Origin of the sequence: Saccharopolyspora sp. NPDC049357, assembly GCF_040677225.1 — a bacterium.
Lineage (GTDB): Bacteria > Actinomycetota > Actinomycetes > Mycobacteriales > Pseudonocardiaceae > Saccharopolyspora.
The window spans coordinates 84,164-97,247 of record NZ_JBFAQJ010000008.1; the positions used below are offsets into that span (position 1 = coordinate 84,164).

13 protein-coding genes are annotated in these 13,084 nt (G+C 70.3%); 1 reads left to right on the forward strand and 12 read right to left on the reverse strand.

Going from position 1 to position 13,084, the window contains the following annotated elements:
- Positions 1-17: 17 nt before the first annotated feature.
- The 3 genes from AB0J91_RS09390 to AB0J91_RS09400 form a co-directional block, all read right to left on the reverse strand.
- Complete coding sequence (locus AB0J91_RS09390) at positions 18-1,073, reverse strand: MBL fold metallo-hydrolase (RefSeq protein ID WP_363865840.1); 1,056 nt, start codon at positions 1,071-1,073, stop codon at positions 18-20.
- A gap of 108 nt (positions 1,074-1,181) precedes the next feature.
- The gene (locus AB0J91_RS09395) at positions 1,182-1,952 is read right to left on the reverse strand and encodes an enoyl-CoA hydratase-related protein (protein ID WP_363866123.1); all 771 of its coding nucleotides are present in this window, start codon (positions 1,950-1,952) and stop codon (positions 1,182-1,184) included.
- Between the two features lie 112 nt (positions 1,953-2,064).
- Positions 2,065-3,213, reverse strand: a complete 1,149-nt coding sequence (locus AB0J91_RS09400) for an acetyl-CoA C-acetyltransferase (protein WP_363865843.1) — start codon at positions 3,211-3,213, stop codon at positions 2,065-2,067.
- Between the two features lie 214 nt (positions 3,214-3,427).
- On the opposite strand from AB0J91_RS09400, the gene AB0J91_RS09405 reads away from it, so the two are divergent.
- Positions 3,428-4,177, forward strand: coding sequence for an SDR family oxidoreductase (locus AB0J91_RS09405; protein WP_363865846.1), 750 nt, complete (start codon positions 3,428-3,430; stop codon positions 4,175-4,177).
- 69 nt (positions 4,178-4,246) lie between these two features.
- Here the strand turns inward: AB0J91_RS09405 and AB0J91_RS09410 are convergent, their stop codons facing one another.
- The 9 genes from AB0J91_RS09410 to AB0J91_RS09450 form a co-directional block, all read right to left on the reverse strand.
- Positions 4,247-5,737, reverse strand: coding sequence for an AMP-binding protein (locus AB0J91_RS09410; RefSeq protein WP_363865849.1), 1,491 nt, complete (start codon positions 5,735-5,737; stop codon positions 4,247-4,249).
- A 28-nt stretch (positions 5,738-5,765) separates the two neighbouring features.
- Positions 5,766-6,086, reverse strand: a complete 321-nt coding sequence (locus AB0J91_RS09415; RefSeq protein WP_363791511.1) for an EthD family reductase — start codon at positions 6,084-6,086, stop codon at positions 5,766-5,768.
- A 33-nt stretch (positions 6,087-6,119) separates the two neighbouring features.
- On the reverse strand, positions 6,120-6,503 hold the full coding sequence (locus AB0J91_RS09420) for a nuclear transport factor 2 family protein (RefSeq protein WP_363865851.1): 384 nt from the start codon (positions 6,501-6,503) through the stop codon (positions 6,120-6,122).
- The gene (locus tag AB0J91_RS09425) at positions 6,500-6,862 is read right to left on the reverse strand and encodes a nuclear transport factor 2 family protein (RefSeq protein WP_363865854.1); all 363 of its coding nucleotides are present in this window, start codon (positions 6,860-6,862) and stop codon (positions 6,500-6,502) included. The genes AB0J91_RS09420 and AB0J91_RS09425 overlap by 4 nt, the downstream gene beginning before the upstream one ends.
- Positions 6,863-7,258: 396 nt before the next feature.
- Positions 7,259-7,885, reverse strand: a complete 627-nt coding sequence (locus AB0J91_RS09430; RefSeq protein WP_363791517.1) for a TetR family transcriptional regulator — start codon at positions 7,883-7,885, stop codon at positions 7,259-7,261.
- A gap of 46 nt (positions 7,886-7,931) precedes the next feature.
- Complete coding sequence (locus tag AB0J91_RS09435; protein ID WP_363865857.1) at positions 7,932-9,230, reverse strand: FAD-binding protein; 1,299 nt, start codon at positions 9,228-9,230, stop codon at positions 7,932-7,934.
- Complete coding sequence (locus tag AB0J91_RS09440) at positions 9,223-10,545, reverse strand: MFS transporter (RefSeq protein ID WP_363865860.1); 1,323 nt, start codon at positions 10,543-10,545, stop codon at positions 9,223-9,225. The genes AB0J91_RS09435 and AB0J91_RS09440 overlap by 8 nt, the downstream gene beginning before the upstream one ends.
- A gap of 76 nt (positions 10,546-10,621) precedes the next feature.
- Entirely contained in the window at positions 10,622-11,764 is a 1,143-nt protein-coding gene (locus tag AB0J91_RS09445; protein ID WP_363865863.1) for an acyl-CoA dehydrogenase family protein, read from the reverse strand.
- Positions 11,761-13,080: an acyl-CoA dehydrogenase family protein gene (locus AB0J91_RS09450; RefSeq protein ID WP_363865866.1), complete on the reverse strand. Its 1,320-nt coding sequence runs from the start codon at positions 13,078-13,080 to the stop codon at positions 11,761-11,763. The genes AB0J91_RS09445 and AB0J91_RS09450 overlap by 4 nt, the downstream gene beginning before the upstream one ends.
- Positions 13,081-13,084 lie beyond the last annotated feature (4 nt).

Consider the following 13,084-nt stretch of genomic DNA (forward strand, 5'->3'; position numbering starts at 1 on the left):
TCCGAAGGCGGACTCATTCACCGCGCGTCACGGGAGCCATCGCCGTCCGCCCGCACGTACCGCTTCACCCCCGCCACGAGCTCGAACGCGAGTCGTCCGCGTTCGACGAGCACGTCGAGGTGTGCGGCTGTTTCGTTCACCGCGAGCATCTGGTTGAAAGCGTTGAGCTCTGCGAACGGGACCTCGCGCCTGGTCCACAGCAGATCCCGCGCCACCGCGAACGCATCGCTCGTGCGACGGCCGAGCGCGTCGATGGTGTCGTCGAGCCGCGTGTCGTGATGCGCGAGCAACTCGGCGGCTCTCGCGTGCGCACTGCCCCCAGCGGGCCCGTGCGCGGGCAGCAGCTCCGCGTCGGCGAACGTGGTGACGAGGTGCAGCGAGTCCAGGTACTCCGCGAGCGGCCGACCGGATGTGGTCAGTTCGAAGCCGATCGACGGGGTGATGTGCGGAAGCACGTGATCACCGGAGTACAGCAGGCCACGGCTCTCGTCGAGGTACACGACATGCCCTCTGGTGTGACCGGGTGTCGGGACGACGCGCAGCGCGTGGCGCTCGAACTGGATCACGCCGGGCGCCAACCAGTGATCCGGCGCCTCCCAGATGCTCGCGTCGAACTCGTCGCAGCCCATGTCGCGCCGAACGCGCTCGGCGAGCTCGTCGGCACCCGCACGCCGCAGGGTGTCCAGAGAGGTGACCGGGACGTCGGTGCGGACCTCGTCCAGCATTTCCAGTCCCGGACGTTCGCCGGCCCCCAGGTACACCCGGGAGCCGACCAGCCTGCGCAGCTCGACGGCCTGGGTGTAGTGGTCCCGGTGGACGTGCGTGACCAGGATGTGGCTGACGTCGCCGAGGTCGTGGCCGAGCGCGGCCAGTCCGGTCTCGAGGGCCTGGCGCGACTCCGGAATGGCCCAGCCGCCATCGATCAGGATGACGTCGTCGCCGTCTTCGAGCACGTAGACGTTGACGGCCCGGAGACCGTCATCGGGCAGCGGCAGCGGTATCCGGTGCACGTCCGGTCGGATCGCCTCGACTCCGCTGCTGGCCCACGGCCCCCTGTCCAGTTTCGCCTTCACGCGCGTCCCTTCGCTCGGTGGAGCTTGCTTCAGTTCAGTTGCGAGAGCGGCAGATTCCTTCCAGTCCGGGCCGTATCCCTAAGGAGGAAAAGGGATCCGGGCTGCGACTCACTCCTCGGGCGGAGGGGGAAAGCGCGGTGGGCGCTTGGCGAGGAACGCGGCCAAGCCCTCGATTCCCTCGGGTGATGCCGCCGCTGCGGCCAGCGACCGGGACTCGCGGTCCAGTTGGGCGTCCAGTCCGCTGGAGAGCCCCTGGGCGACGAGGTGTTTCGTGGCACCGAACGCCCCGGTCGCGCCGTGCGCCAGTTGATCGGCGAGCTGCTGCGCCTCGTCGATCAGCGCGTCGCCATCGGTGACGCGGGTGATCAGCCCCATGGCAGCCGCCTCGTCAGCGGAGATCCGCGGGTTGGTCACCAGCAGTTCCACGGCGCGCTTCGGGCCGACCAGCCGCGGTAGCCACCAGGTCACTCCGGCGTCCGGCGAATAGCCGATCCCGGTGTAGGCGAGCAGGAAAACCGCGTCCGCGGCGGCGATCGTCAGGTCCGCGGCAGCCGCCAGCCCCACCCCGGCGCCGGCCACCGCGCCGTGGACGGCGGCGATGAGCGGTGCCTCCATCGACGCGAAGATGCGCAGCGCGTCGTGCAGGGCGTCGGTGACGGAGATCAGGTGATCCCGCCGGTCCTCGGCGTCCACCGCCGAGAAGTCGCGGAGGTCGCCTCCGACGCAGAACGAGTGCCCCTCGCCGCGCAGCAGCACGACCCGGGCGTTCGCGCGGCGGCAGATCCGCGCGGCGTCCAGAAGTGCGCACGCCATCACGAGATCGATGGGGTTGCCCCGGTCTCCGCGTCGCATGACCACATGGGCGATCGAATCCCGAATCTCGACCGCGACAGGTGATCCTTCCGAGCTGTTACCACTGGTGGACGCCTCCGGCCTCCGTCGACGATCGACGAACGGCTCCTCGGTCATCTCGGACCTCGCTCTCGTGTCGTCAGATGCGCTCGATCACTGTCGCGTTGGCCATGCCGCCGCCTTCGCACATGGTCTGGAGGCCGTACCGGCCGCCGGTCCGGCCCAGGTGGTGGACCAGGGTGGTCATGAGCCTGGCCCCGGTCGCGCCGAGCGGGTGGCCCAGCGAGATGGCCCCGCCGAGCACGTTCGTCTTCGCCCAAGGGGCGCCGGATTCCTTCAGCCAGGCGAGGACGACCGAGGCGAACGCCTCGTTCACCTCGAACAAGTCGATCTCGTCGATCGTGAGGCCGGCCTTGGCCAGGACCGCTTCCGTCGCGGGGATCGGGCCCGTGAGCATGAACACCGGGTCGGACCCCACGACCGCCGTGGTGTGAATCCTGGCCAGCGGTGCGAGTCCGTGCACCCGCACCGCCTCCTCCGATGCGATCAGCACCGCGGACGCGCCATCGGAGATCTGGCTCGACACGGCGGCGGTGATCCGGCCTCCCTCGCGGAGTGGCTTCAGGCCCGCCATCTTCTCCAGCGAGCTGTGGGGCCGCGGACCTTCGTCAGCGGCGACATCACCGACCTTCACGACTTCGTCGGCGAACAGACCACCGGTGGTGGCCGCGGTGGCGCGCTGGTGGCTGTCGAAGGCCAGCCGCTCCATGTCCTCGCGCGCGATGCCCCACTTCTCGGCGATGAGCTCGGCGCCGCGGAACTGCGAGATCTCCTGGTCCCCGTAGCGGTCCGCCCAACCGTCACCGCCGTAGGGGAACCCCATCCCCTCGCGCCGGCCGACAACGGCCGGACTCGCGAGCGGCACCAGCGACATCACCTCGACGCCACCGGCGACGACGAGGTCCTGGGTCCCGGACATCACCGCCTGCGCCGCGAAGTGGATCGCCTGCTGGGAAGACCCGCACTGACGGTCGATCGTGGTCGCCGGGACCGTCTCCGGCAGCCCGGCGCTCAGCCACGCGTTGCGGGCGACGTTCCCGGCCTGCGCTCCCATCTGGTCGACGCACCCCAGGATCACGTCATCGACCGCCGCCGGATCGACGCCGGTCTTGGCCATCAACGCGGCCAGAACGCGCGCGCCGAGATCGTTCGGGTGGAGGGCGCTGAGCCCGCCACCGCGGCGACCGACCGGCGTGCGAAGTGCCTCGACGATGTAGGCCTCGGGCATGGTTTCTCCAGGTACGACGAAGTTGAACAACGCGGGACGGCCGAACCGGATGGGGCCGCTCTGAGGACTTCCGGCGCGCCGGGCTTGCGAACTCCACGGCCGCTCGAGCAAGTCGACATTAACAGAACTGAATTCAGTTGCATAGCTGTCGAGGACTGGGACTCGCGTCGTCGACTGTCTAAACTGACTCCAGTTCAGTTTCTGAGGAGGCCATGTGACCAGGCGACTCGACGGCAGCACAGCGCTCGTCACCGGTGCCACCGGTGGGCTCGGCGTCCCCATCGTGCGCAGACTCATCGAGGAAGGTGCGCGGGTGATCATCACGGACGTCGACGCCGACGCGTGCGGACGACTGGCCGCCGACCTCGGTGCCGACGGGGCGGTCCACGCGCTCGACGTCGCCGATGAGCAGCGGTGGCAGGAGGTGACGGCGGCGGTGGAGGCCGAGCGCGGAGGTCTCGACGTGCTGGTCAACAACGCCGGCATCGGCAGCCTGGCCACCGTCGAGGACGAGACGGCGCAGCACTGGGAACGCGTGATCGACATCGATCAGCGCGGCACCTGGCTCGGCATGAAGCACTGCGGACCGCTGATCGAGCGCAGTGGCGGAGGGGCGATCGTCAACATCGCGTCGATCCTCGGCACCGGTGGCGGCCTGGCCAACAGCTTCGGCTACGCGGCCGCGAAGGGCGCTGTGCGCGCGATGACCGCGAACGCCGCTCTGCACTGGGCCCAGCGCGGTGTCCGCGTCAACGCGGTGGTGCCCGGGTTCATCGGCACCGCCCAGCTGCACGAGCGCTTCGACGGCAGCGAACGGCACCGGGCCATGCTCGCCAACACCCCGATGGGCAGGTTGGGACGTCCCGAGGAGGTCGCCGCCGCAGTCGCCCACCTGGCCAGCGACGACGCCGGGTACACGACCGGTTCGGAGCTCCACGTCGACGGCGGCTGGACCGCCAGGTAGCCCCGGCGAATCAACGGGGCCGTCCTCCACCTCGAAGGACGGCCCCGTTCACCTCTTCCCGTCGAGCCGTCAGACGGCGCTGCGCTCGCTGAGCTCGCGGGCCACGCGGGCGGCATCCGCCCGCGACAGCTTGCCGACCCGGTTCAGCGGCAGCTCGTCCACTCGGAACAGGTACTCGGGCCACTTGCCCTTCATCAGCCCGCGCTGGTCCAGATGCGCCGTCGCGGCGTCGAGATCGAAGCCGGCGTCCGGTGTCACGACCAGCACCGCGACCCGTTCGCCCAGGAGCTCGTCCGGCACCGGCACGATGCACAGCTGCTCGACGGACGGGTGCGAGGCCAGGGCGGTCTCGACCTCGACGATGTCGATGTTGCGGCCGCCGCGGATGATCACGTCCTTCTCCCTGCCCCGCACCGACACCGCACCGTCAGCCCGCACCGACATCAGGTCCCCGGTCGGGAAGTAGCCGTCCGCGGTCACCTCGGGCGAGTCGACGGTGCCGCTGCGCGCGTACCCGAGGAACAGCGATGGCCCGCGCACCTGCGCCCGCCCGATCTCGCCCGCTGGAACCCGCACGCCGTCCAGGTCGACCACGCGCAGGTCCGTACCGGGGAACGGTCGGCCATCGGTGCCCAGCCGCGTCTCGTCGGGGTCGTCCAGTCGCGGCGAGGTGTGTCCCAGGCACTCGGACATGCCGAACACGCGCAGGATCCGCGTCCCGAGGCGCTCCTCCGCGCGCGCCAGCGCCGCCTCCTCCATCGGGCCGCCGCCGATCGTCATCGCCCGGACCTCGCGCAGCGGCCGGTCGCCCTCCACGGCGCTCGCCAGCTGCAGGACCATCGTCGGCACGCACATCGTCCAGCGGACGTCGTGCTCGGCCATCAGCCGCAACGCGGTCGGCGGGTGCCACCGGTCCAGGAACACGATGCGGCCGCCGAGCATGAGCGGCAGGTACAGGCCGAAGCAGAACGCCGCTGCCGACGACAGCGGGACCAGCGCCGCGACGGAGTCACCGGGAGCGAGGCCGACCACGTCGATGGTGCTCCGCCCGGCGTAGCGCAGCGCCGCTTCGGATTGCACCACGCCCTTGGGGCGGCCGGTCGATCCGGAGGTCAGGCCGATCACCACGCCGCCGTTCCAACGCGGGCCCGGCCTCGCCGTCCGCGTTCGGCTGGCCCACCCGTCGAGCACCTGCGGGCCATCGGAATCCGGTGACCACTCGCCGAAGCATTCCGGCGAGGCGATCACCACGGCCGGGTCGATGTCCTCGCACGCCGCGTCGTACTCGGCGCGAGTCGCGTGGTGGCTGAGCAGACCGAGCGTGCCGTCCAGCTTGCCCGCGGCGAGGGCGGCGACCACGGTTCGCCAGGAGTTGTCCGCCTGCACCAAGATCGTCGCCTGCGGTCCGGCGACGTCGCGCACCGCGGTCGACAGTTCGTCGGCGGCGCGCAGCAACTCGCGCAGCGAATGCTCGCCGTCGGCGTCGGCGGCGATGACCGCGTCGCCGTCGGCGGCCGATGTGGCTGCTCTGGACTCGAGTTCGGCCACCAGTTCCCGCATTGGATTTCGCCTCCGTTGGCTCAGGGACTCAGCCCAAGAACATTTCCCGCTCTTCGCCGAGCACTGCGAGGCGCTTGCCCCGCATGCGCCCGACGTGGCGGACCGCCGCGTCCCACTCAGCGCTGGCCAGCGCCGCGCGCGCCGCTTCTTCGGAATCGAAGCTCAGCACCGACAACCCGTCCCAGCCCTCGGAGCGCGGCTCCATCGCGCTGGTGATCGCGGTGTGCCGCCACGCCCGCAGGCCCGGCAGCGGATACGTCACCTCAGCGTGTTCGCCGCGCCACCACTCGATGAACTGCTCGTGGGTCCACTCCGGGGGGCGGGAGGCCAGCAAAGCCAGATTGAACATGTCAGCGTTCGTCCTTCCACGTCCGGCGCTCGCTCAGCTGGGCTCGTGCAGCTCCAGCACGGGCGAGCGACCGATCATCAAATTCCTCACGTCGCCGTCGGTTCCGAGCCGGGCGGCCGCGACGAAGGTCGACTCGAACGCGTCGCCGCGCCTGGTCTCACCGAGCACGAATTCGTCGTGGCCGTCGACGCTCGCCGACAGCACGTGGTGCGTGAGCACACCCTTCTCACGCTGCCGCAGATACCCCTCGAGCGCCTCACGTCCGCCCGCGAAGTCCGTCGCCTGACCCGCACCCGTGCCGAACACGATCGAGAACCTGAAATCCGGCGCGATCAGGTCGAGGATGTCTTCGGGGCGGTCGGAGTCGATGAGCGCGAACCACCGGCTCAGCGTGGGTGCACCTGCCGTGGTCGTCATGCCGCCTCCTCGGGGAACATGGAGAACGTCGGGTGGAAGAACGCCTGGTAGCGCGCCAGCCTGTCGTGGGGCGAGACCACACCGACAGAGGCGAACGAACCGGTGGGCTTCTCCTCCGGTCCTTCGACGACCACGCCGTAGACCATCTCCAGCTCGTGGTCGCGGCAGGACCTGAGAACGCGGTGCTTGCGCCCGACCGCCGGGCGGCCCGAGATGTAGGAGCCGAGATCGTCCAGACCGCGGCCGGAGATCTCGCTGCCCGGCAGCGCGAGGAGGAACTCGATATCGGGCTCCACCAGCTCCAGCCCGGTCAACGGATCCGGGCCGTCCAGCCGTGCGAAGTAGTCTGCGATGAGCACGTGCGGCTCCTCCCTGTCGCCGTTGACGAGGTGGTACACCAGCCGGAACGAGATCGGCCGCTGGGTGGGGCACCCAGCCCGTCCGACAACTAAGCTGAATTCAGTTTGCTAAAACTGACGCTAGCGCGCCCCAAAACTCGCCGCAAGACTCAAAATCGCCCAGCCGCGCAGAAGATGCGGAAGCAGGACGACGCTCCCCGCGCGGACGTCGGAGTCGACGCGCGGGGAGCGCAACGGATGGCCGCTGCTCGCAGCGGTATCGGATCAAAGGAAATCGGCGCAGCGACCGTTCAGGGTTGCCGGGACGAGCGATCAGGAATCAGCGGGGAACGCCGCGGGCTCGCTCGCCACCCGGGCGCACCCGACCGCGCCGCGCACGCGGCACGCGGCACGTGGTCACGGCGTCACGATGCGCACGCAGCAGTGGGTCACCAGCTCGCAGATCTCGTCGAGGCTGGTCTCACCGCCCGGTCGGTACCAGCGCCACACGGCGACGATCGTGCCCAGCAGCGTGCGCGCCAGCAGCTGCGGATCACGGCGGGCGAACTCACCGGAGTCCATCCCCCGGCGGAGCAGCTCCGTCCAGTTCCGCTCGATCGTGGCGACCAGTTCCCGGCAGGCCAGCCGTTCGGCCTCCTCCCGCTCCGAGCTGCGCTCGCTGACCAGCAACGCGATGTTGGCCTGCAGGATCCGGTTCTGCCGCACTTCCAGATCCGAGATGTCGTAGGCGCTGCGCACCGCCCGGCGCAGCGCCTCGTGCGCGCTCGGCGCGTCGGCAGTCGCCGTGCGGAACGCCTCGTCCGAGTTGTGCAGACCGATGCGCATCACCGTCAGCAGGCAATGCGCCTTCGACTCGAAGTAGTGGTACAGGGCGGTCTGGCCGATGCCGACGTGCTTGGCGATCTCCGACCACTTGGTGGCCTCGAAACCGACCTCACCGAAATGTTCCACGGCAGCGCCCAGAATCGCCGCCCGCTTCGACCTGGGGCCGTCGTCGGCCTCCCGCAACGTATCGACGCCCACACCTTTCCCTCCGTCGGTGGGGACCCAGCATAGATGCCAACCGATATCAGTTCACGAGGGCTCCGGCCGCGGCGCGCCGCCCGAACACGATCGCCGGCGCCAGGCCCCCGGCGTAGGCGCGCTCGTACAGGCCGCCGACGTCGGCTCCCGCCGCGAGCAGGCCCGGGATCGGCGCACCGTCCTCCGCCAGCACCCGCGCCTGCGGGTCGATCCGGACACCGGTGAACGGGAACGTCACCGCCGGCCGCGCCTCCACGACGTAGTACGGCGGTTCGTCCAGCGGCCGCGGGTCGGACTCCCGCGCGGGCAGCGCTGAGTCACCCTTGGCGAGGCGACCCAGCTCCTCGGCGATCTTGGGGCCGTCGTAGCCCCACTCGGCGGGCATCTCGGCGAAGTCGGAGACGCTGTCGGCGACCACGCACCGCGCGCCCCGGGACCGCGCGAGCGCGAACCTGTCGAGGCTGTCGGCTCCCTCGACGTACGCACCGGTGATCCGCTCCCGGTAGCCGCGGGCGTCGGTGACCAGCAGGCCCCGCGCCTCGGGTTGTTCGAGCAGCGCCATCGCCGTGAGGTGGTCAGCCGCCGTCTCGTCCACGAACCGCTCCCCCGCCAGGTTGAACAGGGCGGCGTGCTCGCTGTAGTAGAGCGTGATGTCCACGAACAGCTCCGGTTCCAACGAGACACCGGACGGGATCAGGTGCCCGTAGAACCCGGCGCCCTCCGGTCCGATGGCCGCACCGGCCTCGGCGGCCAGCCGCAGTCCGTCCCCACCGCTGAACGGGTTCGACCGCAGCTCGACGTCTCGCGCCTGCTCGTGCAGGTAGCGTGCGCGCAGCTCGGGGTCCGCTTGGAATCCGCCGGTGGCCAGCAGCGTCGCCTTCGCCTCCACCGTTCGCACCGCGCCATCGGCCAGACCTATCTCCGCGCCGCGCACCGCGCCGTCGTCGAGGAGCAACCGCCGGGCCGACGCCCCGGTGACGATCTCGCCGTTCTCCGCCACCACGTGCCTGCAACCGTCGACGTACTGCGCCGTGTCGAACCGGTGCCCGCGCCCGTAACCGATCACCGGCACCCGCTCGCCGCAGCGGACGCCCAGCGAACCGATCCACTCCACGGCGTCGGCGAAATCGTCCACCAGCGCCCGTTTCAGCCCGAGGTCACCACCGGGGTTCACCCGGTCCATCACCTCGTGGTCGGGCGCGGTCCAGATGTATCCCGCGTACTGGCCCGATCCGCCGAGCGAGGGCCCCTTCTCCACCACCATCGCCGAACCGCCGCCGCGGACCGTCGCGGCCGCGGCCGTCATCCCGGCGATACCACCGCCGAGCACCAGCAGATCAAACATCGCTCACCACACCTCCGCGAAGATCGTCATGCGAGGTCTCCCGGATGAACCAGGCGATCACCAGACCCACCGCAGCACTGCCGACCATGTAGAACGCCGGGCTCATCGTCATGTGGGTGGAGACCACCAGCCACGTCGCGACGAACGACACCGGGCCCGAACCGATCACGCCCGCGATGTTGAACCCGAGCGACACACCGCTGTGCCGAACCCGGGTCGGGAACCACTCGGAGAACTGCGTGTACACGACCCCCTGCACGGCCGCGAACGGGATGTTGAGGACCAGGCCCGCGGCGAGCGCGAGCGGGTAGCTGCCCAGCTCCATCAGCGCGAAGCACGGCACGGCGAGGACGACGAACCCGCCGAAACCGGACAGCAGCACCGCGCGCCTGCCGTACCGGTCGCTGAGACGTCCGGCCAGCGGGATGAGCAGCAGCGGCATCAGCGACACGATCGCGGTGACCCACATCGACCCGGAGAGCTCGTAATCGAGCACCTTCGTCAGGTGCACCACGATGTAGATCGAGGCGAGGCTGCCGGCCGTCAGCTGGGCGAAGCCGATGCCGATCGTCAGCAGCAGGGCGCGGCGGTGGTTCTTCATGACCTCCATGACCGGTGCCTTCACGGGCTCGGAGGTCGCCAGCATCTCCTTGAACAGCGGGGAATCCTCCACCCGGATCCGGTAGAGCAGGCACCCGATCAGCAGCGGCCCGGCGAGCAGGAACGGGACCCGCCAGCCCCACGCCGACATCTGCGCATCGGTCAGCAGCACGCTCAGGACACCGACGACGATCGACGCCGTCGACATCCCGACCGCGCAACCGATCGACGTCGCCGACCCGAAGAACCCGCGCCGCTTCGGCGGTGCCGATTCGTTGGCCAGCGCGGTCGCCCCGCCGACCTCACCACCGGCCGAGATGCCCTGCGCCACGCGCAGCACGGCCAGCAGCAGCGGCGCGGCGACACCGATGCTCGCGAACGGGGGAAGCAGACCCGCGCCGAAGGTCGCCACTCCCATGATCGTCACGGTGATGAGGAGGACGCGTCTTCGGCCGAGCCGGTCACCGAGGCGGCTGAAGACGAAACCGCCGATCGGGCGGGCGAAGAACCCGCCTCCGATGAGCGCCAACGTGGACAGCAGGCTCGCGGCCCCGCTGGTGGACGGGAAGAAGACCGGCGCGATGACCACCGCGAGGTAGCCGTAGATCGCGAAGTCGTAGTACTCCACCGCCGTGCCTGCAGCGGCCGCGATGCTGGCGCGCTTGCCGACGAGCAGCTGTTCCCGGGATGTGGTTTCGCTGATGGTTGAGGTCACCGTTGATCCTCCATATCGGCGGCAGGCACGCGGTCCTCCCGCATTCCGCCGGTCACCGGGTTCCACCGGTCACCGGTCACTCGGCGTCGACGCGCAGACCGGTCAGCAGGCTCTCCTGGTGGGTGTGACGGTCACCGAAGAGCACCGCGCTCGTGGCCGCCCGGCGGAAGTGCAGGTGCGCCGGGTGCTCCCAGGTGAACCCGATGCCGCCGTGCACCTGGATGGTCTCGGCGGCGACGTACTCGTAGGACCGGCTGCAGGCCAGCGCGGCGGTGGCGGCGGCGATGCCGGCCTCCGACGAGTCCTCCGCGATCGCGCAGGCGGCCCACAGCGACGCCGACCGCGCGGACTCCAGCTCCACGGCCATGTCGGCGCAGCGGTGCTTGATCGCCTGCAGCATCCCGATCGGACGTCCGAACTGGACGCGGTTTCTGACGTGCTCGACGGCCATGTCGAGCGACGCCGCCGCGCCGCCGGTCTGCTCGCAGGCCAGCGCCGTCACCGCGCGGTCGCGCACCCGCGCGAGCACCCGCTCGCCCGTGCCCGGATCGCTGACCAGCCGTGCCGGTGCTCCGTCGAAGCTGACGGTGGCCAGTTGGCGGTTCGGGTCCATCGCGCGGTCGGCGGTGCGGACCACACCCGGCGCGTCCCCTTCGACGACGAACAGCGCCAGCCCGTCTTCCGCCCGGGCCGCGACGAACAGCAGATCCGTCGTGGCGCCTTCGACGACCAGGAGCTTGCGGCCGGTGAGGCGCCAGGTGTCGCCGTCGTGCGCGGCGCGCGCCTGGATGCTGTTCTCGTCCCAGCGGTCCGGGGTTTCGGCCCAGGCCAGCGTGGCAGTGCGCTCACCACCGGCCAGCGCAGGCAGCAGCTGCTTCCTGCGGTCCTCCGCCTCCGCCCCCTCGGCGCGCAGGAGCACGCCGACGCCGAGCACGGCGGTGGCGAACCACGGCAGCCGGACCAGGGATCGGCCCAGCTCCTCGGCCACGACCGCGACCGGGCGGAACCCGGCGCCCGCGCCGCCGCAGGTCTCGGGCACGTCCAGCCCGACCACGCCGAGCTCGCCGGCGAGCCGGCTCCACACCGCGGGATCCCAGGCACGTTCCTCGCGCATCGCGCCGAACACCGCCGTGAAGTCCGCGTGCTCGCGCAGGAAGTCCCGGACGGCACCGCGGAACTCCTCGACGTCCGCGTCGTGAGTCAGCCTTCGGGTGGTCACGCCGCACCACCCGCCGCCGGTTCGGCCTCGTCCGCGTCCGCGAGCAGCTCCGCGTACCGACCGAGCGCCTCCCGGGTGAGTTCGGGCCCGGTGTAGGGCGGGAAGAGCCCGTCATCCGGCGTCGTGCTGCGCAGCAGCGCCTTGGCGAGGTTGGTCTTGTGGACCTCGGTGGCACCGTCGGCGAGCCCCATGTGGAACGACTCCATCACCCACTTGCCGAACGGCAGCTCCTTGGAGATGCCCAGCGAGCCGTGGATCTGGATGGCTCGAGACGAGACGTCCATCAGCACCTTCGGCATCGCCGCCTTCACCGCGGCGATGTCGGCGCGCACCGCGCGGTAGTCGTTGTGCTTGTCGATCTTCCACGCCGTCCGCAGCACCAGCAGGCGGAACTGCTCGATCTGGATCCAGGAGTCGGCGATCATCTCCTGCACCAGTTGCTTGTCCGCCAACCGCGCGCCCTTCGTGGTGCGCGACACCGCGCGGCGCTTCATCAGCTCGAACGCGCGCTGGACCAACCCGACGGTGCGCATCGCGTGGTGGATGCGGCCACCCCCGAGCCGGGTCTGCGCGACGGTGAAACCTTCGCCGCGCCGCCCCAGCAGGTTCTCCGCCGGCACCCGAACATCGGTGTAGCGCAGGTACTGGTGGGTCCCCACGGCCTCCTCGTGACCCCACACCGACACGTCACGCACCCGCTCGACCCCCGGTGCGTCCGCGGGCACCACGAACATCGACATCCGATCGTGCGGCGGGGCGTCCGGCTCGGTCACCGCCAGAACGATCAGGAACTCGGCGAACAACGCGTGCGAGGAGAACCACTTCTCCCCGTTGATGACCCAGCTGTCACCGTCGAGCACCGCGGTGGTGCGGAAGCCCGTCGGGTCGGACCCACCGTGCGGCTCCGTCATCGAGAACGAGGACACGATGGAACCCTCGATCAAGGGATCCAGGTAGGTCTTCTTCAGGAAGTCGCTGCCGTAATGGGCGAGGATCTCCGCGTTCCCCGAATCCGGTGCCTGGCAACCGAACACGACCGGCCCGGAGTGCGTGCGACCCAGCTTCTCGTTCAGCAGCGCCAACCGCAGCTGCCCGTACCCCTTACCACCCAGCTCCGGCCCCAGGTGGCAGGCCCACAGCTCGCGCTCCCGCACCCGCTCCTGCAGCGGCCTGATCAGCGCGTTGCGCCGCGGGTCGCGGGTGTTCCAGGCGTGCTCGACCACCTGGTCCACCGGTTCGACCTCGTCGCGGACGAACTCCTCGACCCAGTCCAGCTCCCGCTGCACATCGGGGTCGGTCTCGAAATCCCAAGCCATGCCC